This is a genomic window from Streptomyces sp. MBT65, from assembly GCF_016612545.1.
Classification (GTDB): domain Bacteria; phylum Actinomycetota; class Actinomycetes; order Streptomycetales; family Streptomycetaceae; genus Streptomyces.
Map to the genome: position 1 here is coordinate 67,803 of NZ_JAENRY010000003.1, position 22,282 is coordinate 90,084.

35 protein-coding genes are annotated in these 22,282 nt (G+C 70.7%); 8 read left to right on the forward strand and 27 right to left on the reverse strand.

Annotated features, from left to right (window positions below; translation table 11 throughout):
* Positions 1-148: 148 nt before the first annotated feature.
* The 7 genes from JHN63_RS01995 to JHN63_RS02025 all read right to left on the reverse strand — a co-directional run bounded on the left by JHN63_RS01995 (position 149) and on the right by JHN63_RS02025 (position 5,480).
* Complete coding sequence (locus JHN63_RS01995) at positions 149-1,069, reverse strand: PP2C family serine/threonine-protein phosphatase (protein WP_234475930.1); 921 nt, start codon at positions 1,067-1,069, stop codon at positions 149-151.
* A gap of 251 nt (positions 1,070-1,320) precedes the next feature.
* The gene (locus JHN63_RS02000; protein ID WP_200676885.1) at positions 1,321-1,911 is read right to left on the reverse strand and encodes a hypothetical protein; all 591 of its coding nucleotides are present in this window, start codon (positions 1,909-1,911) and stop codon (positions 1,321-1,323) included.
* The gene (locus JHN63_RS02005; protein WP_200676886.1) at positions 1,908-2,417 is read right to left on the reverse strand and encodes a hypothetical protein; all 510 of its coding nucleotides are present in this window, start codon (positions 2,415-2,417) and stop codon (positions 1,908-1,910) included. Before JHN63_RS02005 ends, JHN63_RS02000 begins: the two co-directional genes overlap by 4 nt.
* Positions 2,414-3,064 (reverse strand): hypothetical protein, encoded by a 651-nt coding sequence (locus JHN63_RS53855; protein ID WP_307781785.1) that lies wholly within the window; start codon positions 3,062-3,064, stop codon positions 2,414-2,416. The genes JHN63_RS02005 and JHN63_RS53855 overlap by 4 nt, the downstream gene beginning before the upstream one ends.
* Positions 3,061-4,668 carry a hypothetical protein gene (locus JHN63_RS02015; protein WP_200676887.1) on the reverse strand — a complete coding sequence of 536 codons (1,608 nt, stop codon included), beginning with the start codon at positions 4,666-4,668 and terminating at the stop codon, positions 3,061-3,063. The genes JHN63_RS53855 and JHN63_RS02015 overlap by 4 nt, the downstream gene beginning before the upstream one ends.
* 147 nt (positions 4,669-4,815) lie before the next feature.
* Positions 4,816-5,178, reverse strand: coding sequence for a hypothetical protein (locus tag JHN63_RS02020; protein ID WP_200676888.1), 363 nt, complete (start codon positions 5,176-5,178; stop codon positions 4,816-4,818).
* Complete coding sequence (locus JHN63_RS02025) at positions 5,175-5,480, reverse strand: hypothetical protein (RefSeq protein WP_200676889.1); 306 nt, start codon at positions 5,478-5,480, stop codon at positions 5,175-5,177. The genes JHN63_RS02020 and JHN63_RS02025 overlap by 4 nt, the downstream gene beginning before the upstream one ends.
* A gap of 151 nt (positions 5,481-5,631) precedes the next feature.
* On the opposite strand from JHN63_RS02025, the gene JHN63_RS02030 reads away from it, so the two are divergent.
* The 3 genes from JHN63_RS02030 to JHN63_RS02040 all read left to right on the forward strand — a co-directional run bounded on the left by JHN63_RS02030 (position 5,632) and on the right by JHN63_RS02040 (position 6,728).
* A complete protein-coding gene (locus tag JHN63_RS02030) occupies positions 5,632-5,904 on the forward strand; it encodes a hypothetical protein (RefSeq protein WP_307781786.1) in 273 nt (90 codons plus the stop codon).
* 90 nt (positions 5,905-5,994) lie between these two features.
* Positions 5,995-6,240 carry a hypothetical protein gene (locus tag JHN63_RS02035; RefSeq protein WP_307781787.1) on the forward strand — a complete coding sequence of 82 codons (246 nt, stop codon included), beginning with the start codon at positions 5,995-5,997 and terminating at the stop codon, positions 6,238-6,240.
* 59 nt (positions 6,241-6,299) lie between these two features.
* Positions 6,300-6,728 (forward strand): DUF6233 domain-containing protein, encoded by a 429-nt coding sequence (locus tag JHN63_RS02040; RefSeq protein WP_200676890.1) that lies wholly within the window; start codon positions 6,300-6,302, stop codon positions 6,726-6,728.
* 10 nt (positions 6,729-6,738) lie between these two features.
* Here the strand turns inward: JHN63_RS02040 and JHN63_RS02045 are convergent, their stop codons facing one another.
* The 19 genes from JHN63_RS02045 to JHN63_RS02135 form a co-directional block, all read right to left on the reverse strand.
* On the reverse strand, positions 6,739-7,494 hold the full coding sequence (locus JHN63_RS02045; protein ID WP_200676891.1) for a hypothetical protein: 756 nt from the start codon (positions 7,492-7,494) through the stop codon (positions 6,739-6,741).
* A complete protein-coding gene (locus JHN63_RS02050; RefSeq protein WP_200676892.1) occupies positions 7,491-7,790 on the reverse strand; it encodes a hypothetical protein in 300 nt (99 codons plus the stop codon). The genes JHN63_RS02045 and JHN63_RS02050 overlap by 4 nt, the downstream gene beginning before the upstream one ends.
* On the reverse strand, positions 7,787-8,101 hold the full coding sequence (locus JHN63_RS02055; RefSeq protein WP_200676893.1) for a hypothetical protein: 315 nt from the start codon (positions 8,099-8,101) through the stop codon (positions 7,787-7,789). The genes JHN63_RS02050 and JHN63_RS02055 overlap by 4 nt, the downstream gene beginning before the upstream one ends.
* Positions 8,098-8,709: a hypothetical protein gene (locus tag JHN63_RS02060; RefSeq protein ID WP_200676894.1), complete on the reverse strand. Its 612-nt coding sequence runs from the start codon at positions 8,707-8,709 to the stop codon at positions 8,098-8,100. The genes JHN63_RS02055 and JHN63_RS02060 overlap by 4 nt, the downstream gene beginning before the upstream one ends.
* Positions 8,706-8,936: a hypothetical protein gene (locus JHN63_RS02065; protein ID WP_200676895.1), complete on the reverse strand. Its 231-nt coding sequence runs from the start codon at positions 8,934-8,936 to the stop codon at positions 8,706-8,708. The genes JHN63_RS02060 and JHN63_RS02065 overlap by 4 nt, the downstream gene beginning before the upstream one ends.
* Positions 8,933-9,283 carry a hypothetical protein gene (locus JHN63_RS02070; RefSeq protein ID WP_200676896.1) on the reverse strand — a complete coding sequence of 117 codons (351 nt, stop codon included), beginning with the start codon at positions 9,281-9,283 and terminating at the stop codon, positions 8,933-8,935. Before JHN63_RS02070 ends, JHN63_RS02065 begins: the two co-directional genes overlap by 4 nt.
* Positions 9,283-11,088, reverse strand: coding sequence for a hypothetical protein (locus JHN63_RS02075; protein ID WP_200676897.1), 1,806 nt, complete (start codon positions 11,086-11,088; stop codon positions 9,283-9,285). Before JHN63_RS02075 ends, JHN63_RS02070 begins: the two co-directional genes overlap by 1 nt.
* Before the next feature lie 126 nt (positions 11,089-11,214).
* A complete protein-coding gene (locus tag JHN63_RS02080; RefSeq protein ID WP_200676898.1) occupies positions 11,215-11,619 on the reverse strand; it encodes a hypothetical protein in 405 nt (134 codons plus the stop codon).
* 364 nt (positions 11,620-11,983) lie between these two features.
* Positions 11,984-12,436 carry a hypothetical protein gene (locus JHN63_RS02085; RefSeq protein WP_200676899.1) on the reverse strand — a complete coding sequence of 151 codons (453 nt, stop codon included), beginning with the start codon at positions 12,434-12,436 and terminating at the stop codon, positions 11,984-11,986.
* Complete coding sequence (locus JHN63_RS02090) at positions 12,433-12,894, reverse strand: hypothetical protein (RefSeq protein WP_200676900.1); 462 nt, start codon at positions 12,892-12,894, stop codon at positions 12,433-12,435. Before JHN63_RS02090 ends, JHN63_RS02085 begins: the two co-directional genes overlap by 4 nt.
* Positions 12,891-13,271, reverse strand: coding sequence for a hypothetical protein (locus JHN63_RS02095; protein WP_200676901.1), 381 nt, complete (start codon positions 13,269-13,271; stop codon positions 12,891-12,893). Before JHN63_RS02095 ends, JHN63_RS02090 begins: the two co-directional genes overlap by 4 nt.
* 103 nt (positions 13,272-13,374) lie before the next feature.
* A complete protein-coding gene (locus tag JHN63_RS02100; RefSeq protein ID WP_200676902.1) occupies positions 13,375-13,902 on the reverse strand; it encodes a hypothetical protein in 528 nt (175 codons plus the stop codon).
* Positions 13,902-14,711: a hypothetical protein gene (locus JHN63_RS02105; protein WP_200676903.1), complete on the reverse strand. Its 810-nt coding sequence runs from the start codon at positions 14,709-14,711 to the stop codon at positions 13,902-13,904. Before JHN63_RS02105 ends, JHN63_RS02100 begins: the two co-directional genes overlap by 1 nt.
* The gene (locus JHN63_RS02110) at positions 14,708-15,313 is read right to left on the reverse strand and encodes a hypothetical protein (RefSeq protein ID WP_200676904.1); all 606 of its coding nucleotides are present in this window, start codon (positions 15,311-15,313) and stop codon (positions 14,708-14,710) included. The genes JHN63_RS02105 and JHN63_RS02110 overlap by 4 nt, the downstream gene beginning before the upstream one ends.
* A 1-nt stretch (position 15,314) precedes the next feature.
* Complete coding sequence (locus JHN63_RS02115; RefSeq protein WP_200676905.1) at positions 15,315-15,599, reverse strand: hypothetical protein; 285 nt, start codon at positions 15,597-15,599, stop codon at positions 15,315-15,317.
* Positions 15,596-16,165, reverse strand: coding sequence for a hypothetical protein (locus JHN63_RS02120; protein ID WP_200676906.1), 570 nt, complete (start codon positions 16,163-16,165; stop codon positions 15,596-15,598). The genes JHN63_RS02115 and JHN63_RS02120 overlap by 4 nt, the downstream gene beginning before the upstream one ends.
* Positions 16,162-16,764 carry a hypothetical protein gene (locus JHN63_RS02125; RefSeq protein ID WP_200676907.1) on the reverse strand — a complete coding sequence of 201 codons (603 nt, stop codon included), beginning with the start codon at positions 16,762-16,764 and terminating at the stop codon, positions 16,162-16,164. Before JHN63_RS02125 ends, JHN63_RS02120 begins: the two co-directional genes overlap by 4 nt.
* 81 nt (positions 16,765-16,845) lie before the next feature.
* Positions 16,846-17,151 carry a hypothetical protein gene (locus JHN63_RS02130; RefSeq protein WP_200676908.1) on the reverse strand — a complete coding sequence of 102 codons (306 nt, stop codon included), beginning with the start codon at positions 17,149-17,151 and terminating at the stop codon, positions 16,846-16,848.
* A gap of 15 nt (positions 17,152-17,166) precedes the next feature.
* Positions 17,167-17,718 (reverse strand): hypothetical protein, encoded by a 552-nt coding sequence (locus JHN63_RS02135; protein ID WP_200676909.1) that lies wholly within the window; start codon positions 17,716-17,718, stop codon positions 17,167-17,169.
* A gap of 172 nt (positions 17,719-17,890) precedes the next feature.
* Between JHN63_RS02135 and JHN63_RS02140 the strand changes: the two genes are divergently transcribed.
* The 4 genes from JHN63_RS02140 to JHN63_RS02155 all read left to right on the forward strand — a co-directional run bounded on the left by JHN63_RS02140 (position 17,891) and on the right by JHN63_RS02155 (position 21,251).
* Positions 17,891-18,316: a helix-turn-helix transcriptional regulator gene (locus JHN63_RS02140; RefSeq protein ID WP_234475934.1), complete on the forward strand. Its 426-nt coding sequence runs from the start codon at positions 17,891-17,893 to the stop codon at positions 18,314-18,316.
* Between the two features lie 202 nt (positions 18,317-18,518).
* Positions 18,519-18,755, forward strand: coding sequence for a hypothetical protein (locus tag JHN63_RS02145; RefSeq protein WP_200676910.1), 237 nt, complete (start codon positions 18,519-18,521; stop codon positions 18,753-18,755).
* Between the two features lie 14 nt (positions 18,756-18,769).
* Entirely contained in the window at positions 18,770-20,203 is a 1,434-nt protein-coding gene (locus tag JHN63_RS02150; protein ID WP_200676911.1) for a tyrosine-type recombinase/integrase, read from the forward strand.
* Positions 20,204-20,609: 406 nt separating this feature from the next.
* Positions 20,610-21,251 (forward strand): SIMPL domain-containing protein, encoded by a 642-nt coding sequence (locus tag JHN63_RS02155; protein ID WP_200676912.1) that lies wholly within the window; start codon positions 20,610-20,612, stop codon positions 21,249-21,251.
* A 170-nt stretch (positions 21,252-21,421) separates the two neighbouring features.
* Here JHN63_RS02155 and JHN63_RS02160 read toward each other — a convergent pair whose 3' ends face one another.
* Complete coding sequence (locus JHN63_RS02160) at positions 21,422-21,772, reverse strand: DUF6344 domain-containing protein (RefSeq protein WP_200676913.1); 351 nt, start codon at positions 21,770-21,772, stop codon at positions 21,422-21,424.
* A gap of 337 nt (positions 21,773-22,109) precedes the next feature.
* On the opposite strand from JHN63_RS02160, the gene JHN63_RS52330 reads away from it, so the two are divergent.
* The gene (locus JHN63_RS52330; protein ID WP_003999697.1) at positions 22,110-22,238 is read left to right on the forward strand and encodes a DLW-39 family protein; all 129 of its coding nucleotides are present in this window, start codon (positions 22,110-22,112) and stop codon (positions 22,236-22,238) included.
* The last annotated feature ends 44 nt before the right edge of the window (positions 22,239-22,282 follow it).

The window sequence follows — 22,282 nt, forward strand, 5'->3', positions numbered from 1 at the left end:
TCTGTGGAGTTTTCAACTGGCAGCCGGGGCGGGGCTCTCACCCCCCGTTCCGACATGTCTAACTTTACAGCATTGGCTTCTAGTTTTGCAACATCCTGGGGGTGGGAAACCCCCGGCCCGCGACAGGCCGGGGGCTGAGCGCCCGGCGTCAGGCCTGCTGCCACCCGGAGAGCTTGTCGTCGTCGCCCACGACAGCCGTCAGCCGCATACCCGCGAGCGCCCTGACAGGCACGCCGACCGCCTCAGCAATCTCGGCGGCCGGGTAGCGGACCGGATCGGTGCGCTCCTCGTACGGCACATCCGCGACGATCTCGGCCTCGTCGCCGACCAGCAGCAGCACCGTGACGGTGACCCTGTCGTCGTCCATCTCTCGTCCTCCATGGTTCCGCGTTGACAGGACGATCGCGGTCGCGTCGTCCCGGTATCCGGTCTCGTCGGTGCGCGCGGCCGTCACGAGGGCGTCCGCCAGTCGCTGGGGGTCTGCGGCGTGCTCGGCCACCAGCGCGGTCAGCTGGTCTTCCGGAACCTGGTCGTGCACGCCGTCCGAGGTGAGGATGACGAGCTGGTCCCGGATGCCCGCGGTGTAGACCGTGCCGACCGTGGCGCGAGCGAGGGAGCTGCGCAGCCAGTTGTTGTGCTCACGGGCGATCTCCAGCGCCACACCGTTGGCGCGGAGCTGCGCACCAACGGTGTGGTCGTCGGTGTACAACTCCAGCCGCTCGCCGTTCCAGCCGTACGCGCGGCAGTCGCCCGTCCAGTTGATGACGATCACGTCATCACCGGGGATGACTCGGGCCGCGACGGCAACGGCGTCGGCCTCGTCACCGTCGGGGCCCTTGTCGGCGATCAGCTCGCTGGCCGTGAGGAGTCCGGCGAGCGGCCCGCGCCGGGCGGAGATCCGGGCGGCGACCTCGGCCAGCAGCGGGGCCGTGGGCGACGTACGGGGACCGTGGCCGATGCCGTCGATGACCGCCGCGCCGACCGTGCCGCCCGCAAGGCGATAGACGCGTGCGGCGTCGGCGTTGTCCTCGGTGGTGCCTTCGCGGGTGGCGTATCCGGTGGTTATCAAGAGTGCTCCGTTCCGGCCCGGGTGGGCCTGGGTCTCAGGATGGATCAGAGGCTGGGTCAGGGGCAGGGGAAGTGCGAGGGCGGGTAGTGGCCCGCGCACTTCGGGCAGTAGTCGAGGGGCGGCGAGGTGTAGGCGCTGGTGATCAGCGCACGCAGACGGGCGAGCATGACGGACTCCTGTCGTCCCCGGTCGGTAGACGGTGCGGGAGAGGGGCCGGGAGATGGCGGTAGATGTGGCGGTAGACGCGCAGGTCAGGCGGCGGTAGACGGAGCGGTAGACGTCTCCTCGACCGGGGCCGGGGAAGGGGCGTCGAGAGCGCTCCGGCGCACCCCCCAGGTCGGCACCCGGCCCACCTTCACGCGGTGGTCGTGGGGGATGCCCAGGTGGGCCAGATGGCGGCGCAGATCGGTGACCGTGCGGCCCTCCCACTGGCCGTGGGCCTGGAGGTGCTGGAGGACGGTGCGCAGGTGCACCGTGTCGGCGTCTCCCATGACGTCCCGGAGGAGGGTGCGCACGATCTCCGCCGGGTCCCCGGAGGAGGCCTTGGCGGGGACGGCGGCGTCGGAGGTCTGGACGGGCTTTCCGGCATGCCAGGAGGCGAGCAGCCAGGAGGCGCTGAGCAGCCACATGAGTGCGGGTACGGCGCGCGCCAGGCGGTAGCCGACGTAGACGACGGCGACCAGGAGGCCGGCGCGGAGCCCGCAGCCGAGGGCCGCCCGCCAGCCGTCGAGGTCGTCGCGGCGTCCCCTGCGTACCCAGGCCGCGGCACGTACCCACAGGCGTCCGGCGATGACGACGGACCCGGTGGCGATGCGGGCTGCGGGAGCAGCGAGGCGGCTCACAGGACACCCGTCCCCTGCGCGGCGGCGACGATGGCGTCGCCGATGCCGTTGAGGAGGCCGGGCAGCCAGGCCAGCGCGCCCGCCACACCTGCGGTGAGGAGGAAGACGCTGCCGACGAACGCGCCGCCAGTGATGCGCCGCCTGTCTTTCTTCCCGGCGCTCTTGTACGAGAGGTAGACGAGGAAGACGGCTACGACGGCGACGATGGCGCCGGTCATGCCGAGGCCGACGAGCTGGCCGGTGGCGATGTGGGTCCCGGTGTCGGTGCCAGCGGCTGCGGCGCCGACGGACTCGCCGCTGCCGTTGGCGATGGACCCGGAGCGTTGGTGGATCCAGCCGAGCGCGCCGCCGGGGCAGGCGGCTGCGCAGGCCGCGCCCAGCGCCCCCTTCCCGAAGGCGGCGAGCTGCTTCATCTCGCGAGTTCCCGTGTACCAGGGGTGCAGGTTGGCGACGAGGACCAGGAGAGCGGCGAGGAGGCCGCCGGCGGTGAGCGCGGTGCCGTTCATCGGGTGACTCCGGTGAGGAACTGGAAGGGGTCCCACCAGCTCAGGACTCCGAGAGAGCCGAGCAGGGCGGTCACGAGGAGGAAGCGGGGGATGGCGCGGCCGGTGCGCCGGTCGAGGACCCAGGCCGCAGCGAGGGCGACGCCGGCGATGACGTACGCGCCGGCGATACCGGCCTCGAAACGGGCCTGGTGGAGGGTGTGTGCCCAGAGTCCGACCGGGCTGTGGCCCCCGAGCCAGGGCAGCAGCGCCAGCAGGATGGCCACGGCCATCCGCCAGGTGACGAGTGCGTCCCACAGGCGGTGCCACAGGCGCGGCGGCGCGTCCTCCGGCTCCGGCTCGGGCAGGACCAGCACCACTTCGTGGACATGGCGGACCTCGATCGGCGCCGGGGGCGGCTGGACAGCGACCGGCGGCGGTGGCGGTGCGGTGTGCCAGGGCGGGATCTGGCCGGGCTGCGGCGGGTGCGGGGGCAGTTGCACGGGCAGCGGTGTGCCGGCGGGGAGGACGCGGGTCGGGGTGATCGGCTGCGGTTTCTGAGGGGTGCTCACGGTGGGGTCCTGGTGGCCGAAGGGTCGGACGCGGAGGCGGCGCAGGTGGGCGCGGGCGCGCAGCTCGTCGCCGTCGAGGGACGGCTGCGCGCCGGTCACGGCGTCTGCCGGGCGGATTGGTCGGCGAGGGCGTCGCGCACCTGCACCGCGCGGTCCTGGCCGATGCCCAGTTCGGCCTTCAGAACGCGGATGGGCGCGGTACGGCCGTGCGTACGCCGGTGGTCGAGGTCGACCTGCCGGGCCCGCTCGATCAGCGACTCGGGTACGGACGGAGTACGAGCCGCCCCCGCCGTAGCCGTGTCCCCGGGTACGGCGGGCTGCGGTATCCCGAGTACGCGACGGGGCCGGGTACGGGACGGCTCACGGTCGGCCGCATGGTCCTCGGCGCCGCGGTCCCCGGAGTACGTACGGGTGTCGCCGCTGGGCGCGGACGGGCTGGGTACCTCGGGTACGCGGGCGTGTACCTCGCTGCGGGTACGGGCCCGAGCGGGTACGGCGCAGGCATGGGACGGGCGTACCCCGGCCTCGGTCCTGAGATCTAATTGCAGGCCACCGGCCTGGTACGCGTACTCGACCGTGTCGGGTAGGGCCTCGTGGGCGATGGACTGCGAGACCGGGTCAACGGGCAGCGCGGGGAACAGCGCCACCGGCGCCGGGCCGGTGGGTACGGCCGCGGATACCCGGTCGGGTACGGGCTCGGGTACGGCGTGCAGAGCGATGCGTACCTGTGCCTCGGACACGGGTACGCCGTACTCGGTGCACAGCGAGGCGAGCTGTGCCGGGCTGGTGTCCGGGTGCGCGCCGTGTACCTGCACGACGGCGTCGACCGGGTCCAGGCGGCGCAGCTCCGCACCGGCCACGCCCAGGGGCGTACTCGGGTACGGCTCGGGTACGGGTACGGCGGTCCACGGGGTGGGCAGCTCGACGTCCCGCAGCTGGCCGGCGCTGCGGCGGGCGGCGAGCAGCTGCATGAGCTGGTGGCGCTGCGCCGCGTCGACCGCGGCCCCGGAGCGTGCGACCGAGGCTTTGAGTGCGCCGCGCCCCCACCAGCCGAGGCGGCGGCGGGAAGCGAGACGTACGGCGCGGGCGGTCGCCCGGTCGCGGGAGACCTGCGCGGCGGTCCGGCCGCGGGTCGCGAGACCGAGGTAGGACAGCAGCCGCTCGCGCAGCTCATGGCCGATCTGCGCGGGCAGTCCGGAGGACAGGGCCTGCGGGCGGGCGACGCGGATCTCCAGGCCCATCGCGAGGTGCCAGAGCAGGGCGGCCATGACCGGGCCGAAGACGGCGCGGACGAGGCCTCCGACGAGACCCGACTCGGTGAACGCGGGGATCACCTGGACTCCGGCGATGCACCAGACCATGACGCCGGGCACGCCAGGGGTGCCGGCCTCGGTGGCGCGGCTGGTGGCGATCTTGTTGGCGCGGGCCATGACGGCGCAGACGACGAGGACGATCTCGCCGGCCGCGAACAGCCATAGCCGCTCGCGGACCTCCATGTGCAGGCGGTGATCGGCGAAGCGCCAGCTCGTGTCGGCGGAGAAGCCCGTGCAGACCAGGGCGCCGATGCTGGCGGCGAGCACGGTGCCGCTGGTGCGGTGCGCGATGTAGGCGGCGAGAGTGACGAGGAGTGCGACGAGGACGCCCGCGATCAGGACGGCGGACTGGTGTCCGCTCGTCCAGGCGATGGGCTGGTCCAGGAACACGAGAGCTCCAAGGAAGTGGGGCCGGTCCCGCTCAGAGGCGGGGCGGACCGGCCGGTCTGGCGGGTCAGTGGGTGCTCATCCAGACGACGGCGAAGACAGCGGACGCGACGGACGCGAGGATGCCGAGGCCGTACCAGAAGCGCTCCATCAGGTGGCGCCTCCCTGGTCGACCCAGGCGCCGCAGCGTCCGCACACGTACTCCCCGTCCTTGGCCGCCATCGGCCGGCCGCAGCAGGAGGGAGCGCTCGCCGTCGCGGGCTGCGCGATCTCGCGCAGCAGTGCGGCGTACTCGCGGCGGGTGATGCGGGCCGTGACCTCGGGCGCCTGTTCGCGCAGGAGCGGGACGAGGGTCGGCAGCGTGGTCGTCATCTGCAGCAGCGCGATCCGTGCGACGGGCGTGAACTCCTGGTCGGGCCGCTCGGTCTCCAGCCGCTCCGCCATCTCGCCGAGCATCTGCCGTACGAGCTGTGCCATCTGTGACCGCCGCCTGCTGGAGCGGGGGCTGGTCATCCGAGGTTCTTCGCGGCGGCACGGAGACGGAGCGCGGTCTCGCCGCGGGTGCCGGCGCTCAGGTCGGGCATCACGCGGTGGGCGCGCTCCAGGCTGTCGCGGCGGACGACTTCCGGCAGGGTGCCGAGCACGGTGTCCGTGGCGATGTCCAGCGCGCGGCGCTGTGCCACCGGGCCCACGGGCTGGGTGCCGTCCATCTCCAGCATGCGGGCCATGACGATCAGGACCTGTGCGGCGTAGGACGGCTGCTCGATCAGGCGCCGCAGCGCTTCGTCCGTGGGGTCGGTCTGGGTACGCTCCATGCGGGCCTGCTCCTTTGATCGCTTCAGAGACGGGTCCACCCCTCGCCCCGGAGTGACAGCTCCGCATGGGGCGAGGGGTTTTGCCGTTGTGCAGGATCCAAAGTAGCGACCTTGTTGCCACGTGGCAACAAGGTCAGACAGGATGGTGTCCGTGGCCGAGGTCGAGGCCGTCGAAGGAGGGCCGGACATGGTGTCGTTCCGTGAGCTCGCGCGCAGACTCGTGGCTGACGGGATCGTCGAGACGATCTCTCATCAGCGATTGTCGAAGATCTCGCGGGAGGACCCCGCGTTCCCGCCGGTCGTCAAGGTGGGCAGCTCGAACGCCGTGGACTATCGCCTTGCCGCCCCCTACTTCAAGCAGCGAGTCATCCGCCCGGGGAGACGCACGGACCTGCAGGGGAAGGCACCCACACCCGAAGGATGAACGGCCGAAGCCTCCCGCCCTGCCGAGCCCTCGACCCATGTCCGCGCGCCGGTCGGGGGCTCACCGCTGTCCGGCCTAAACTCCGTGCACGTGACAGACATCCCGGATGATTTGATCAAGCTGGAACGTTCCGCCGAGAGCGAGCGGGCGCGGCTCGCAGGCCTCATCGGCGACGAATACGACGCACAGTGGAGGACCTGGCGTAAGGCGGCCGAGGACTTCCAGGCGGCGGTCACGGAGTACGCGGCTCGTGACGGTGTGACCGTGTCGCGGTACGAGGTGGAGCGGGCGGCGAAGGCTGCGGTGCGGCACGCCGAGGAGGATCCGGCCGGGTAGCCGGGTAGCCGGGTACCCCCGGGTCGACGTCGCACGGGCATGGTGTTTGAATCGAACACATGAGCGAGCTGCCGCCGGATCCGCCACGCCTCCGGGCGATCCTGACCCACCTGGAGCAGCAGCTCGCCGCCACCGACACCATCGCGACGTACCTCCGTCTCCAGCGCGACGCGGTCCAGCAGGCGCTCGCCTCCGCCGAACGCCAGAACACACCCCGCCCGCCAGCCGCCACAGCCCCGAGCAGCCCTCGGCACCCTCCGCGGGCGACGAGGATGAGGCTCCGGCCAGGCACCTACATGCTGGAACCGAAGATCCACCCGGACCATCCACGGCCGCCCATCATCCACATCGGGGGCTGCAACCGGCCCGAACGGTCGACGAGCGAGTGCACGGTGAGGGAGGCGGAACTCGCCCTGACACCTGGGTTGGTGGGGGCCGAGGCGTGCCCGCGCTGCCGGCCGGACTTGTCGTTGGGCCTCGCGCAGTGAACGGTGCATATCAGGCGGCCACAACCTTGTCGAGCAGCCCGGCGCTCTCCCCGGCGTCGTCCTGGTCCTCCTCTGCGGACGCGAGCTCGGCCACCTTGATGCGGGCGGCCAGGGCGAGCTCGTCGCGGGTGAACATGGCCTTGCACGTGCCGCACTCGGTGTACAGCTCGTGGTCGGTCTCCACCAGGGCGAGGGAGTCGCAGCGGGGGCACGGCTGCGGAACGGCGCGTCGGCGGGGTCGCAGGCGGGTGGTGTCGCGGACGACACGCATCAGCTGGCCGAGCTCGTCGCAGTAGTCGCCGGCCCAGGGACGGCGCGATGCCCAGGCGAGGGGCTTGGGCTGGGCAAGCCACCGCGCGAGGTCATCGGGGGCGAGCGATATCGGGGGGTTCCAGCGGCGTTCCTCGGTGATCAGGCGAACCCAGGCGATGAGGACGCCGGCGATCGGGAGCTGCCCGTGCTGGTCCTCGCGGGCGTCACCGTGAGGATCACGGATCTGGTCGGTCCAGGCGGCGGGGCCGAGGAGGTTCAGAACGTCGACGCGGCCGGGCAGCGGCGCGGTGCGATGGACCGTACGGCCGCCGGTGCGGTCGCCGGCGGTCTCTCGTTGACGGGAGCCCTTGAGCACCGTGATCTGTAGGGGCAGTTCACGGAGCCAGACACCGATGCGGTCGACGCACGGGGTACACAGAGTCTGGGCCGTGGCGCGTTCGGTGTCGCGGAACTCGCGGGTGCAGGTGGCGCAGTGCCGGGGCGAGTCGGTCATCGCTGGCGTCCTCCGTCGTGCTGTTCTGGTGGTTCGGCGTGCTGTGCACGGGGCAGTCGCCACTCGATGCGGCCGCCGCCGTAGCCGCGGATCAAGTCGTCGAGGGTGGCCGACGCAGCGGTGAGGCCGAGCTCCTGGTCCTCGATTGCGACGGCCTCGCCGTCGGCCGTCACCCAGCCGTTGAACATCCGATGCCGCAGGTGCAGACGGAAGGGCTGGCCAGCGGGCGGCCGTACGGGCTGGGGGATGGTGAGGCGGCCATTGCCGTCGTCGATTCCGGAGCTTCGGCGGGTCACTGCGCACCACGTCCGGACGGGTCGGCCGGCTGCGTGGTGTGTTCCAGGGCGAAGGCTTGGGCTTCGCAGCAGTCGGCGGCTTCGCGGAACCCGGTGGGGTCGATGTACCGCAGGGTCTTGGCCATGTCGCGCAGTGCCTCGGGCGCTGACGGTGCGTCGACGGAGGAGAGTGCGGCGGCGACGTTGGCACGCGCTTTGCGGAAAGCCTCGCGCAAGCAGAGGACACCGGCCGCGGCGAAACAGATCAACCCCAGGGCCAGGCATCCGAGGGCGGCCAGGACGATGAGGCCGGGCAGGGCGGGGACTCTCATGACCGCAGCTCCCCGGTCGTGTCGTCGGCCACGGTGGTCGGGCCCGGCATGGCGGCGAGGGTCTCGGCTGCACGCTGCGGGTCGTCGGTGGGCAGTTGCTCGGCGACCGCCTGGAGCAGGGCGGGCAGAGTTCCCATACGACGGTCGATCGCCTCGATCCAAGCGACGTAGACGGCAGCGCCCTGAACCAGCTCGGCGCGCAACGTCACCGGGTCGGCCTCGGCCATGGCTTCGGCGTGCTCCTCGTCAGAGATCAGTCGCCACGTCACCTCGCCTCGCTCTGCGGCCAGTTGGCACCGAGCTCGGGCAGCTCCGGCAGCGGTCTGCTGGCTTGCTGATCCGGTGCCGTCGGGGTGGTTCTGTGGCCCCCACTGTTTGTCCTGACGGCCGCGCTCGGCGGCGATCTCGTCCAGGACGCCCGTCAGGCCGATGCGGGGGTGCCACTGGTCGGCGACCTGCCGCAGAACGTGGGCGGCGCGGGGTTTGTCGAAGCCCTTGACCCAGGCCTCCAACGTGACCGTGGCCTCGGTGTTGCCGGGGCGGATGAGGACGCCGGCCAGGGCGTCGCGCCCGTCCACGGCGACGAGCTTCGTGTCTTTGCTGGTCACAAGATCTCCGTTACGTCGATGTCGATGGGGAGTTGTCCGTCGCCGGGTGGGGCGGGCTGCCGGATGACGGCGCGGACGCTGGCGGGGTCACGGCGGATCGCGGCGCGCTGGCCGGGCCGGAGCTTGCGCCAGCAGCGGGACCCGACCCGTCGCGCTCGGGCAGCGGCGGAGTAGACGGGCTGGTGGCACAGAGCGCACTCGACGGCCTCTGCTGGGCGGATGGTCATCGGCGCCCCAACTGCCCGCCCCAGAGGGGCGGTTGGACGGTCGGCCTGCGACGGGCCGGACGCGAACTGGGCGCCTGCTGCTGGCCGTTGCCGCTGCAGCTGCTCCAGTGCGCGAGCGCCTTCCACTCCAGCAGCTCGGCGTCCGGCCGGTCCTGGTCGAGCTCGCGGACGACCAGGCCGCCGGTACCGGTGGTGTGCGCGGCCAGCCCGCCGGAGGGGGACGGCAGCGAGTTCAGCGGTACGCGCCGCCCGCGCTGCGGTCCTGATCCCCAGGTCGCCCAGCGGATCGGTGCGCTGCACCTGGTGCACAGGGTGACCCCGCGGGTGGGGTGGGGTGTGGTGGGCATCAGCTGGTCTCCTCTGCGCGCTGTCCAGCGGCGGCCGTCCGGGCGGAGTGCGGTTCAGCGCGGCGCCGGCCGCGCTGCGAGTGGCAGGGCTGGCCCTCGTCGGCCAGGCAGCCGGGCTCAGGGCAGGGGATTGTGAGCGCGCCGGTCAGCGCGGCCCTGCCGACCGAGGCCCGGAACGACGGGGGCATGTAGTCGTCGCGCATGGGCATCTCCTCGGTGGCGCGCGGGAACGGGGAAGCCGCGGGCGGGGGCAGCGGGACGGGAAGATTGGCGGCGCCGTACGCGGAGCGCAGCAGCTCGCCCGCGCGCAGCACGCCGTACCGGTGGAGCGCGAGCTCCGGTCCGTACGCGGCGGCCACGGCCAGGACCTCCTCGTCGGAGGCCTCGGTGCGCTCGGGGTACGTGGCTTTTGCCAGGTCCCGGCGGCGGAGTTCGATGAGCTGCTCGTCCCAGGCGCGGGCTCGCCGCCATTCCTCGCGGGCGATCTGGGACTTGTGGGCGCAGGTCTCGCACGGCTCGCCGGTCGGCCAGGTGTAGCCGTCCTCGCACAGCGGCATTCCGCATCCGCCGGGGACGACGGCGACGGCCAGGAGCCAGGCGCCGACGTCGTTGATCTCGCGAGCGTCGCGGTAGCGGGTGGCGATGCGGGCGGCCATGCGCTCGGGAGTCACCAGGTTCACCGCGACGTCGTCGAGCTGGCGGCCGATCTCACGGGCGACCCGGCGGAGCATGAACCTGCTGACCTTGCTGCTGAGCAGGTGTCGCACGGGACCCAGGCTGGTGTGGATGCGCTGGGTCCAGCGCAGCTCGGGCCCGGTGTACGACGGTCGCGTGGTGGTGGGGTGGTTGCCGCGCGCAGCGCGAGAGGGGCCCGGCCGGAACGTGTGCGGCAGCGGTGCGCCTGCGTTGTCAACAGGAGTGGGGCCCCACTTACCGTCACCTCGCCTACGGCGGGAAACCCCCACTGGGGTCGTCTGGTCAGGTCGGTCAGTCTGTGGGTCTTCCTTAGACGCGAGGGATCCGTCACCAAGATCCGAACCGGATCCGTCATCAGTAGCCGGTGACTCGCCTTCCCACAGCGGGAGTTGCCCGGTGGACGGTGCCTCCTCGACGGCGGCCGGGGCCGCTACGGCGTGCAGCGGGTGGCGGTGGGTCTCGTAGGCGTGGCGGCCTTGCTCGCCCTCGCGGCGGTGGACCGTGAGCCAGCCGGTCGCTTCCAGCTCGTCGACCAGTCGGCGGACCTGCCGCTCACCGAGGCACTCGCCGGCCTTCTCGCCGGTGTGGTGGTGCAGCATCTCGCCGAGCTCGGCGACGGTGACCGGGATCCGGCGGTCTGCGGAGTAGGTCAGGAGCGTGTACAGGCACAGCAGGCGCGGGGTGAGGGCCTCGGCCGCACGCACCGGTATCCGCACCCACAACTCGTCCGTGGACAACTTCCTGGTGACGCGGTGTGCGGATTCGCCGGTGCCGCCCCGGGCGGTCTTGCGGACGGTGGGGACCTCGGTGATGCCGTCGATGCTGTCCGGGTTGGTGAGTGGGCGCAGGCCGCGTTCGAGCGAGGACTTGGACATGCCGAGGTACTGGGCGAGGGTGGCGACCTTGGCGCGGCATCCTTCGGGGCGGAGAGCCAGGGCCTTCACCTTGACGTAGGTGCTCAGGGCCACGTCGGGGTACTGAGCACCTACGACCAGGCGCAGGGGAACGCGGACCGTCATGCCGCCGTCGCGCGAGCGCGCCCCGGCAGCCGCGGTGTGCGGCTGGGGGTGCGGTGCAGCCTCGGTGGCTGCGAGCGCGACGGCGGACATCGAACGGTCCCTTTCAGGAAGTTGGGGGCGAGGGCGGGTCCCGCTCGCCTGGGGGAGGCGAGCGGGACCCGAGGTGGCGTCCGCAGGCGCGGGGGACGCCTGGGGGTTGCGGACGCCCGGCAGTGGTCAGCGGGAGATGCGGTTGCTGGCGTGCTTGCGACCCATCACTCGGATGTCCTCGAGCACCGCGGCGGGGATGACCAGGTCGGAGACGCGCTGTCCGGCGCGCGGACCTTCCTTCAGGACCCGGAAGCGGACCCAGCCCCGGCTGTGCAGGGCGGCCAGCGCCACGTCGACCTGGCCCACGGTCAGGCCGGTGGCCAGCGCCAGGTCCTGGGTGCTGGGCTGCAGGTTGGGGCTCATCTGGCCGGTGGCGTGGCTGGCCCGCCACATCAGGTCGTGCCCCACCAGGCGCGCGTGCGGGTGCATACGGCTGCGGCGCATCCCGAACAGGAAGTACTTCCGGAAATGCTCGCGCTTGGTCAGCTTCCCCGGGGCGATGGCCTCCGCGGCGGTGAGCGTCTTCCGCACGTACGGCTCCGAGGAGGCAGAGGCAGTCTCGCCAGCCGGGATATTCGGGGCCGTTGGCGCCTGCGGTGCTACGGCTGTACGAGGCGCCGGGCCGGGCTTGAGGGCGGTCCGCCGGGCAAGGTCAGCGGGTGTAGGTGTCATGACGGTTCCTGTTCATGCGCGGTGCCGACGGGAGCGGAGCCCTCGGAGACGTTCGAAGGTGAGGGCTGACGGTGGGCGGGCCAGCCCGGCCCCGGCGGGGGCTCGGGCCGACCGGCCTGTCGGTTGGGGGTGTGGTGGGCGCACCACCAGCCGGACGGATACAGCCGGGCGTAGGTGAGCGCGTGCGGCGGCCTGGGCCATGTGCACGCCTCCGTGCTGCCGCTCACTCCTGCGCGGCCCACGCGGTGACGGCCTCGCTGGAGCTGACGTAGTGCGCCCACAGCCGGGGGTCCTCGCCGCCGGGAACGGGCAGGCCCGCCAGCAGGACGCGGGCGACGTCCACGACGGCGGCCGGATCGGCCCACCGGTGCAGGGGAAGGAACTCCGGCTCGTGCACCAGCGATCCGTGCGCTCCGCGGGGCGCCCACTGCCACTGCTCGGCAGGGTGCTCCCACAGCAGGACGAGACCGTCCTCGTGCTCGTCTGTGTTCAGTCCGGTGGTGTCGCCGTCCCAGGTAAGGAGGGCGTCGAGCTGGGTGGTCAGTCCAGTGGCGTCGTAGCGGTTGGACTCGGCGTCGGATGTCTCGGCGGTGGTCGGCTCCAGGCCGGCGGCGCCGAGGGCGTCTACGACGGCGGTGATGTACAGGTCGTGGGGCAGGGCGCGAGGCTCGGTCATGACGATCCGATCGGAGTGGAGGCGGGCAGGGAGGTGAGGGCGTCGGCCCATGCGGTGTCCTGGGCGGTCTTGGCGCAGTGCTGTTCCCACATGCCGACCAGGCCGTCGATGGACCGGGTGAGCGGCGCGCGGCCGATGGGCCGGCCGCACCGGCAGGTGCCGACGAGATCGATGCCGTCGGGCTCGAGGACGAGGGCGTGAGCGGGAGCAGTGGACGTCGTCCCCTGCGTGCCGATGGTGGCGCTGTCGGCGGGGATGTCCTTCTCCTCTCGCTCCGCCCGGGCGAGGTGCTCCGCGATCGCCGCGCCGAGCACCTCCGGAGTCGCCGTCCACGTCGGGACCGTGGTCCCCGGCCCGAGCAGCTGGACGACCGAGCCGCGCAGCTCGTTCGCAAGGGGCTGACGGACCGGGGCGGGGTGACGCAGGACGGCGGCGATGGCCTGCGCGTGCGAGGTCATCGCGGGTCACCGCCTCGAACCTGCGGGTGGCGTGGCGGACGGCCATGCCGCCGCACCGCGGGCGGGGGCGGGGTGTCGGGGCGCATCGGGATGGCGCGCAGATCGGCCCGGGCTCGGGCGATGTCGGCGCACCGGCCGTCGCAGTACCAGTGAGCGGCGGCCCCGTCGGCGGAACCACGGACCTCGACCATCCCGGTGACCGGAGCAAGGGGGTCGGTCACCGGAGTGCCGCACGCGGCGACCGCGCACGGTTCCACGACCGGGGTGTCAGCGGACTTGCGGCCGGTGCCGACCAAGCCGTCGTTCCAGGCCTGCGCGGCCGCGAGCTGGCCCGGACTGGTCTCGGGCAGACGAGGACGCTGCGCACGGGTGGGCATCAGACCTCACCGCTCGCAGGGGTGCCGTCCGGGACCAGTGCGGCCGCAAGGGTCAGGACGGCGGTCAGGAGGAGGCCGAGGACCGGCAGGAGAGCGGCACCCATCAGTGACCGCCTGAAGCGTCGGCGCGGAGAACCTGCTCCTCGGTGAGCTCTGCAGCATGCTCACGCAGCAGCTCGGCGACCTCGCCGGCGTTCGTCAGTCCGCCGTCCAGCAGGGCACGGTGGCGGGCCTCGAACAGGGAGGCCGCCTGGTTGATCGCGTCCTGCGCCGCCTGCGCCGCGATGCGGTTGACGATCGGCAGCACGGCATCAGCGAGTACTCCGGCCTGGGCCATGACCTGGACCGGGAGGGTGTCGGGTACACCGCCTGCGTCGATGAGCGCTTCGCCGAGCTCGTCGCGAAGCCCGGCCTGCAGAGTCTCCTCTTCGAAGGGAGCGGTGCCGATCAGGGCGGTGGCGATGCGCTGAGCGAACCCCTCGACGCTGCCGGACCAGGAGTCGTGAGCGGGCTGCCCTGCCTGCTCGTAGGCGTACTCGACGCAGACGGTGGTGGACTCAGCGCCGGAGCCCGGGACCAGGGTGAGGATCCTGCGCTGCACGATGGCGGCAGCGAGCTGACGACGGTTCATCACGCCTCACCACCGTCGGCCGCCTGGTCCTGCTCGGCGTGCCAGGCGGCGGCCTCCTCATCGGTCAGCTGGGTGTGGCCCGAGAGCTGAACCTCGATGCCGTCGACGGCCACCGTCACGTCACCGCGCCGGAAGACGTACGGCGGGATGGAGCTGCGGATCTCGGTCACCATCTCGGCGCCGAGGGCCGTGGCTACGGAGGCGGCTGCCTCCGCGCTCGCGGCCCGCAGCTGGAGCTCGCCTCGGCCGCCGTCCTCGAACCCGGCGACGGTGGCGTACCGGACCTTGAGGCCGGCGTCCGGGTGCTCGTCGGCCAGGCGCCGGGCCAGCCGCGTCATGCGGGCTGCACGTACCTGGAGGGCGTCGATGGGAGCGAGCGGGGCCGGGGCGGCCTCGCCATCCGAGTCGTCCGCGGGCGTGTGGTCGTCGTCCTCGGACTCGCTGAGGAGCTGGCCGAGGCGGAACAGGTTGCCCACCGCGTCGACCCGGTCGACTCCGCAGGCCAGGCACGGTTGGACCAACTCGAACGCGAACGACGTGTCGTCCTTGTCGGAGTAATAGGCGCGGTAACGGAGGTACTCCAGACGCCCAGGAGCGACGAGCGCATGCGCTTCCTGGATGGTCTCGGGCAGACCGTTCGTGTAGCGCCAGTCGAGTTCACCGGCATCCTTCGACAGGGTGCTGCCGGCGCAGGCCCGCGCCAGCTCGATGAAGTCGGCCTTCTCCTGCTCGAGGTGGTCGCCGGCCGCGTCCGCCTCCGCGGCCTTGCTCTCGGTGTAGGTGGTGAGAGCGAGCTCGACGAGGTTCATGCGGTCACCACCAGCGGGCGCTGCACGCGAGTGTCGGCGCCCGCGATCCAGGCGGCAGCGTCGTCGACCGTGACGAGGCCGCGGGAGGTGTGGCGCCAGCGGAGGTGGGAGATCTGGTGCGCGCCGCCCTCGTCGGGAACCGCACCCGCGATCCAGAGAGGCCCGATCTCGGAGCCCAGGTGCCAGGTGACGATGCCGTACACGGTCTCCGGGGTGATGGTCTGGGGCTGGCGGGTGACCAGGTACTGGTACGGCTGGCTACCGGGGAGGGCGACGTCGCCGGGCCACAGCCACACGTCGCCGACCTGGCGCGGCCGCTGGCCCCAGCCGGTGAGCTCGGTGGTGGAGCGGGTCTCGGTGAGCCCCTCACCGGCGATCGTGTACACGGTGTCGCAGTCCCGGCACAGCAGCCGCACCCGGACGCGTCCGAAGCAGTTGGCGTGCAGGCAGATGCCGTTGGTGCAGGTGTGGGGCTGGTCGGTGGTGGCGCCGGGGCGGCGTCCCTCGTCGCGGCGGGCCTGCACCTCGTCCCAGGTGGGGTTCGGGCAGGCGTCGGCGTGGGTGTACGGGGCCCACCCGAAGTAGGTTTCCTCGATCAACATGTCAGGCGGCCTTCTTGGCGTGGCGTGCATGGTGCAGCACGCGGATGGGCTGGGTCTCGGCCAGGGCGAGCGGGGCGGCGTGCTGCGGCCCGCGCACGGGAGCGCGGGCGGGCAGGGCCGGAGGCGGCTGGTACGCGTGGTAACTGGGCGCGTCGTGAACGGACTTGGTGGCCAGCTCGCCGTCGGAGTCGAGCGTGAGCTTCACCAGGCCGAGCAGGACCACGCCGGTGCAGCAGCCGATCCCGCTGCAGACGAGCCACTCGACGGTGCTCGCAGGCCCGGTCACGGCGCGACCGGTTCGGTGATCACGCCCATGAGCCGGGCGGCCGCGCGGTCCGTGAGCAACTCGGGTACGCCCTCGCCCCGCAGGTTCACGGTGACGCCCTTGGAGGAGCCGGTGCCGACGGCCGTAGTGCCGTCGGTCGTGACCCGCTCGGGGTCGACACCGAGGCTGACCATCCACCAGCGCCAGCAGTCCAGTGACTGCGGCCGTACGGTGATGCCCAGCGTGGTCTTGTCGGGTATCTCGGTGCTCACGACGTCGTGCTGAGTCGAGCGCATGCGCTCGGCCAGGACCACGGCGGGCGAGTCGAGGTCGACGTCCAAGCCGACGCGCCTCACGCACCCGGCGAACTCCGACTCCTCGAACGCGCCGTCGGTAACCGCATAGCGGACCGGCGCGTCATCGCCGACCGCCGCGAGCGCCTCGGCGATCAGCGCGCGGACGGGACCGGTCAACTCGAGCGCCATTGCCTCGAGTTGGGGGGCAGCCAGCGGCAGGTCGAGGAGACCGGCGGCCATCTGCAGGGCGGAGTGCAACTCGTGCGTGACGTGCCGCGGGTCCTGGTTCACTCGCCACCGTCCGAGATCTCGGCGGCGTACGTCATGGCCTGGAGCTCGGCGGGGGTGGCGCACGCGCTGCAGAAGTCGACCATCTGGCGGTTGGGCACCCAGTAGCAGCCGCCCTCGCAGGCGCGCTCGTCGGTGCAGCCACACCGCACGCAGCGGGCGACGTCCTGGAGGCCCAGGAGCTCGATCAACGGCGGGACCACGGGGACAACGGCGGCCACCTGAGCGAGGACGCTGGCGCCGAGCGGTACCGGCTGCACCTCACGAGCCTCCAAGGGCTCGGACAGCGGGGCGGGTTGGCCTTCAAGGTCGGCGGCCTGGACCGGGGAGACGAGGGCACTGGCACGGACCTCTACGTCCTCGATGCGCGTGATGGCGTCGAAGTGGACACCGAACGCGGTGTCAGCGCGGGTCACAGGGACGTCGAAGACGGAGGCGAAGGCCAGCAGTCCGCGGGCTAGGGTCGCGCGGACTTTGAGGTGCACGCGGTGGCCGGAGGAGAAGTCCTCCTCGATCTCCACCGCGAACGGCAGCTGGTCCGCGTTGAGTTCGGCCACGACGATGCCGGCCACGGCGTGGGCGTGGGCGAACGTTTCGGTCATCGGGGGAGGGGGTGCGGTGGTCGTGGTGGCCTCGGTAGCCTGTTCCACGTGAACCTCATTTCAGAGTCGTGAGGTGACGTCTCAAGCGGGGCCGTACGGACTGGCAGGTCCGGACGGCCCCGGTGTCGTTGGTGTGGATGCGGCGGTCTGACGGATCGCTCGCAAGGTCTTGGTGCCGGCGCCGAACGCCCTGCGCTTACGGCGGATGGCCGCCTCGGTGTCGGTCGAGGTCGCCTGGCTGTCGGTGACCAGCTGCTCGAAAACCGCGTCCGTCAGCTCGGTCGCGGTCTCCGCACGCAGGTCAGCGAGTAGTTCGGCAGCCTCGTCAGGCCGCAGTACGTGGCCACGGGTCAGCGCCTGATAGGCCTTCGTGTAGGCACTCGTCATGGAGGCTCCATCACGTCAGGCGGCGGGTTGGCGTTGCTCCTGCAGCGCCTCCAGCACCGCGTGTGGGTCGAAGCGCCGGCTACTGCCGACGTAGATCAGGCCAGGCCAGACCTTGCCCTGCTGCTTCGCCTCCGTGATCTGCGCGTCGATCCAGCTCATCGACTTGCGCAGGAAGCTGGCCAGCTCCCGTTGATCCATGAGGTGGGCAGGGAGTGGCTTTCGCGATCGACTGATCCACTTTTCTTGTGTGGATGTGGATTTACTGGGCAGCGGAACGGCCGGCCGGAAGAGGTCGATGACCTCCCGGTCGAGCGCCGTGCTGATGAGCCGCGCGGCCCGGTCGCTGCATTCCTCGCGTGCCGTGGCGCCACCGCCGACGATGAAGCCGATCAATGACCTGGAGATGCCCCTGCCGTCGAGGTCGATTTCGCGGGTCTTGGCGGCGAGGCTCGGGATGTCCAGACCGGCCGCCTTCATGGCGGCCCGCAGCGGGGCACCTTTGTCCAGTCGTCGCATGGTGGAACCTCTGTGGTCGATAGGGGTCGTGCGGGTCGCTTCGACCTGCACGATCCACATTCTGTATGTGGATGTGGATTGCGTCAAGGGGGTGCACAGGGTGTTTTGTGGGGCACTCCGGGGTGCATGGGGGTGCTGTAGATGCGCCACGGCGCCGTCAAATACGCGTCATCAATCCACGTTCTACTTGCGAATGTAGATCCCGTATCGGATCCTCAAGGCTGTGAACACCGTCCAGAACCGCCCCGGTGACGAGCCCGACCGCCCCGCCGGCGACTCCGCCCCCGCGGGCGAGGACCTGGCGGCACTACTCCTTCGCCTGCTCGAAGAAGTGCAGAGAGATCAGAAGGAGCTCGCGGACGCCGCCGGAATCGGATACACGCGCCTCAACAGTTGGCTGAAGCGGAAGCGTGGCACCAGTCGCATCGATCCCGACGAACTGCGCAGTCTTGCCGGTGTCTTGCGGGGCTGGGGGGCGGCCGTTACCCCGAAGCAACTCTTCGAGGCTGCTGGCCGGCCGGTTCCCGGCCCAAGCGGTGATGAGAGAGAGGCGCGGCTCTTGAAGCTGTACCGGCAGCTGCCGGACGACAAGCAGCGCGAAGTGGTCAAGTACACCAACGCGCTAGTCATCGTAAGCCGCGTTCCATAAGGGAAACAAAGGGTTGCCTAACCATGGGTGATCTATTTCTTTATTCAAGAACGGAGTGGTTTGTTGGTCTTTGAATAGCGAAAAACATGAATCAAACACGATCAAACGATCTACACACGTCGCACACATGTGGGTACGATCGATCTCCCGCTGTCCTCCCGGAGCGGATCACGTGCCGTAGCACATACCTGGGGGGACACCTGTGTGCATCCGCATCGCCGTGGTCAACGACCTTCCGACGATCGCCATTTGGGACCCGGACGAGGTCACGATCCTCGTAGACAGGGGCACCCACCCTCACGCACTGATCAGAGAACTCGACGCGATCCTGACGATCGACCTCGGCGTGCCAAACACTCCAGGCGCTGGCCTCACCTGCTTTTGCGGTGAGCCCGTTGAGCTGCCACAGGCGTTCACCGCCGGCGCACGCGTTCTCTGATCAGGAGTATTTCCATGGCGCGCAAGAAGGCGGCTGCCGACCAGCCGTCCAACAATCCACGCCCGGTGCCATCCGCACGATGCGGCTGCCCGACCTGCCAGCAGAAGAAGCCCGGGCACCGGCCTACGGTCGACGAGCACACCGGATCCTGGGAGGCCCGCTACACGGACCCGACGGGCAAGGAACGCAGCAAGACGAGGCCGACCCACGACCAGGCTGTCGCCTTTCTGGAGCAGACCCGCACCGAGATGCGGCAACGGGTCTGGATCGACCCCGCCCGAGGCGAGATCACCCTCGGGGCCTGGTGGCGGTTGTGGTGGCCGACTCAGACCAAGGGGGAGGCGAGGATCGAGCACTGGACGCAGAGTCAGCTCCGCGACGAGGCGTCTTGGCGCAACCACGTCGCGCCCACCTTCGCCTCGGTCAAGCTGTTCGAGATGGAGTGGCGGGAGACCCAGCTCTGGGTCAACTCGCTGCACGACGAGAACGGCGGCCCGCTGAAGGCGTCCAGCGTGACGAAGGTGTTCCAGGTACTGGACCGGATGCTGGAGGACGCGAAACGCGACCGGCGCCTCCCCTTCAACCCGGCCGAAGGCGTCAAGCTGCCGACGATCAAGAAGAAACATCCGGAGGACCGGCGGCCACCGAGCTACGCGCAGCTCTGGCTGATCCGGCAGAAACTCCCCGACTACATGCACGCCCTGCTGATCGTCGCCCAGGAGACCGGACTCCGCTTCCAGGAGTTGGCCGGGCTCCGCTGGTGCTGGGTGGACTTCGAGGGCCGACGCATCCACGTCCGCGAGGTCCTGGTGGAGCCCCGCGGGAAGATCAAGCGCAAGGAGTACCCGAAGTCGGATGCCGGACTTCGTTCAGTGCCACTCACAGGTCTCGCCGCCCGAGTCCTCCGAGACCTCTGGGCAGAGGAGAGCGCTGAGGGAAGTCCCAGCCGGGCCGTGTCGGAGCCGAAGAACGGGCTGCGGGAAGAGGAGTTGGTGTTCCACGGCCGGAACAAGGTCCGGCGCGGAACCAAGGGGATCGACGGTGTGGGCGAGGCGTACCGCGCTCCCCTCCGGCGGTCCGCGTTCCGGCGGCTCTGGACGGACGCCATCGATAAGGCGGGCGTCGTGCGGAAGAAGGTGCGCACGGTCACGGTGCAGCAGGTCGACGAGGACTCCGGCCGCCGTCGGCCCGTGAAGGTCGACCGTACGGACTGGTGGCCCGACTTCCATGACACCCGGCACGCCTTCGCCTCGCGGCTGCACGCGCGCGGCGTTCCGGAGGTGATCACTCAGGAGATCCTCGGGCACGAGCGCGCGGGAGAAGTGACGTGGATCTACACGCACGCGGCGGCCGACTACCCGGGGCAGGTCCTGGCGGCGCTGGAGGACGGGAAACCGGGCGTCAAGGTGCCGCGCCAGCGGAAACTGCGGGTCGTCTCGGCGGCCTGAGCTATCCCGGAACTCTCCCGGAGCTATCCCGGGAAGCGCGTAGGTCGCACAGGGGTGGGGTGGGTGCGGGCCGTGTAGACCGTTGTGGATGGGTCCTTGACCTGCACGTTCTTGACCTGGGGAGATCATCTTTGAGCGCTGATTCCTGATAAGGATGAGGCCACAGGTTCAAATCCTGTTAGCCCCACCAGCCAGAAGACCCCCAGCCGATCAGGCTGGGGGTCTTCTGACATCCCCGATTGACACCAACCCTTGGGCTCGCGTCTCCTGATCCTGGAACGCGACGACAAGCTCTGGGAATCGTCCCGACCCGGCGTCATGCCGCGTGCCGCTCCACCCGGTCATCGCCGCGACGACGGCTTTCAAGTCTGTTGCGACGGCGGGGCGTTGCTGATTCGATCCCCGGATGACAGAGATCAAGGAGCCCTGGGGGCTCAGCGTGCTCGGTGCGGGGAACGTGTCGGCGGAGCCCCGGATCGCCCAGGCGAAGCTTGCGGTCGACCTCCTGGCGGCGACGCCGAAAGAAGCGTTCGAACAGGCCGGAGCAGCGGTTGTCAGGCTGCGGACCGTGCTGCGTGAGCATGGAATACCCGACTCCGACATATCCGGCTCGCGTCTCGCCCTCCAGTCGGAATTCAAGGGCTACGGCGCGGAGCGGGCGTTCCTCGGCTATCGCTGCGAGGCGACGTACACCGTGCAGACCGAGGTCCTTGATCGGCTCGAGGTTCTGATAGAGGACGCCGTCAGAGCCGGCGCGAACCGGGTCGACGAGGTGCGCTTCGACGTGCTGGACAAGCCCGCGCTCCGGGACGAGGCCCGCCGCAGGGCGGTCGGGGCCGCACGGCGCAAGGCCGAGGTCTACGCGGATGCCTGTGGTGTGCGGCTCGGCCCTGTAGTGCACATTCAGGACGTCGATCCGGAATCGGTCGGGCTGCGCAGTCATGGGGGTCGCATCGGAGGCGATCCCGAATCCAGCGGTGTCCTCGCTCCTGGGGCGGTGCGTGTCGAGGCCGCTGTGCTGCTCGGCTTCAGTCTGTTGCCTGACTAGGAGCTTCCCGACAAGCGTGAACAGCGGCGGTGGACGCCGGACCGTTCACATCGTGCCGGTGGGAGTTTCCGGGTTCCTCGGTGTCTTCTCTGAAGCGTTGTACGCAAGTTCGCCGCTGTGTCAGAGGGGGTGGGCAGTGGGGTCGGGCATGTGGCTGACGCGTGCTCGGATCAGCGCTGGAACGAAGCCCCCGGCTCGGCGTGGTCCAACTGCTCGGCCCGGTCCACGGCCTCCGTGGCCTCGTCCGTGTCCGTCGGCGGGCGGTGGCGGCAGCTCGGGGACTTGCCGTGGGCCTCGGCGCGGATGCGTTGCTTCATCGTGGGCGGCAGGGACCTGGTGAAGGTCCAGGGGGAGACCGCCGGTGTCGTCGCCTGGGCGACCGCGCTCGTGCTCGTCGCCTCGGACCGCGGAGTCGCGGCGGCGGCCGTCGCGGTGACCGTGATGAGTCCGAGCGCCGTGCACAGCGCGAGGAAGCCGGTGACGAAGGCGTTCCACAACTTCATGACCTTGATCTGGGCCATGGCCCCTCACTTTCAGGTTGGGCGATTTGCGTACTTTCCTCATGATGTGTATGGGGCCCGCGAAGTGGTGGACCGACGCCCGTGGCGCGTCGATGTTCTGATGAACACCACTCGGATGGGTGCAAGAGGCCCGAAAATGCCCGAATGTGCGCGAAAGATGGGCGAAGTAACCGTCCGTGGGGGTGTGATCACCCTCCGATCGGAGCGGTCGCGTCCGCTCCTACTGCGTTGTCCCGGGCGGGAGTTGGCCCCGGACGCAGGTCACCGATCGGTCTCGGTCGGTGTGTATAGTCGGGCGACAGAGGTCCCCTACGTCAAGGAAAGACGAGGTCGCGCGGTGAAGAAGCTTCTCCTGGTCGCACTGGCTGCCATCGGCGGTCTCCTCGTGTACCGCCAGATCCAGGCGGATCGCGCCGAGCAGGACCTGTGGACGGAGGCGACCGACTCCGTGCCCACGGGTTCCTGAGTACCGAGATCCAGTTCTGATCAAGCCCCGACCGCCCGGCGGTC

Bases quoted from the DNA above. Each gene is read 5' to 3' on its own strand.
- JHN63_RS02100 (WP_200676902.1), bottom strand. From the start codon at position 13,902: ATGAACCGTCGTCAGCTCGCTGCCGCCATCGTGCAGCGCAGGATCCTC.
- JHN63_RS02085 (WP_200676899.1), bottom strand. From the start codon at position 12,436: ATGACCGAGCCTCGCGCCCTGCCCCACGACCTGTACATCACCGCCGTC.
- JHN63_RS02105 (WP_200676903.1), bottom strand. From the start codon at position 14,711: ATGAACCTCGTCGAGCTCGCTCTCACCACCTACACCGAGAGCAAGGCC.
- JHN63_RS02095 (WP_200676901.1), bottom strand. From the start codon at position 13,271: ATGCCCACCCGTGCGCAGCGTCCTCGTCTGCCCGAGACCAGTCCGGGC.
- JHN63_RS02090 (WP_200676900.1), bottom strand. From the start codon at position 12,894: ATGACCTCGCACGCGCAGGCCATCGCCGCCGTCCTGCGTCACCCCGCC.
- JHN63_RS02110 (WP_200676904.1), bottom strand. From the start codon at position 15,313: ATGTTGATCGAGGAAACCTACTTCGGGTGGGCCCCGTACACCCACGCC.
- JHN63_RS02020 (WP_200676888.1), bottom strand. From the start codon at position 5,178: ATGACCAGCCCCCGCTCCAGCAGGCGGCGGTCACAGATGGCACAGCTC.
- JHN63_RS02055 (WP_200676893.1), bottom strand. From the start codon at position 8,101: ATGAGAGTCCCCGCCCTGCCCGGCCTCATCGTCCTGGCCGCCCTCGGA.
- JHN63_RS02070 (WP_200676896.1), bottom strand. From the start codon at position 9,283: ATGCCCACCACACCCCACCCCACCCGCGGGGTCACCCTGTGCACCAGG.
- JHN63_RS02155 (WP_200676912.1), top strand. From the start codon at position 20,610: ATGACAGAGATCAAGGAGCCCTGGGGGCTCAGCGTGCTCGGTGCGGGG.
- JHN63_RS02025 (WP_200676889.1), bottom strand. From the start codon at position 5,480: ATGGAGCGTACCCAGACCGACCCCACGGACGAAGCGCTGCGGCGCCTG.
- JHN63_RS02130 (WP_200676908.1), bottom strand. From the start codon at position 17,151: ATGACGAGTGCCTACACGAAGGCCTATCAGGCGCTGACCCGTGGCCAC.
- JHN63_RS02045 (WP_200676891.1), bottom strand. From the start codon at position 7,494: ATGACCGACTCGCCCCGGCACTGCGCCACCTGCACCCGCGAGTTCCGC.
- JHN63_RS02005 (WP_200676886.1), bottom strand. From the start codon at position 2,417: ATGAACGGCACCGCGCTCACCGCCGGCGGCCTCCTCGCCGCTCTCCTG.
- JHN63_RS02125 (WP_200676907.1), bottom strand. From the start codon at position 16,764: ATGACCGAAACGTTCGCCCACGCCCACGCCGTGGCCGGCATCGTCGTG.
- JHN63_RS02065 (WP_200676895.1), bottom strand. From the start codon at position 8,936: ATGACCATCCGCCCAGCAGAGGCCGTCGAGTGCGCTCTGTGCCACCAG.
- JHN63_RS02040 (WP_200676890.1), top strand. From the start codon at position 6,300: ATGAGCGAGCTGCCGCCGGATCCGCCACGCCTCCGGGCGATCCTGACC.
- JHN63_RS02075 (WP_200676897.1), bottom strand. From the start codon at position 11,088: ATGTCCGCCGTCGCGCTCGCAGCCACCGAGGCTGCACCGCACCCCCAG.
- JHN63_RS02160 (WP_200676913.1), bottom strand. From the start codon at position 21,772: ATGGCCCAGATCAAGGTCATGAAGTTGTGGAACGCCTTCGTCACCGGC.
- JHN63_RS02150 (WP_200676911.1), top strand. From the start codon at position 18,770: ATGGCGCGCAAGAAGGCGGCTGCCGACCAGCCGTCCAACAATCCACGC.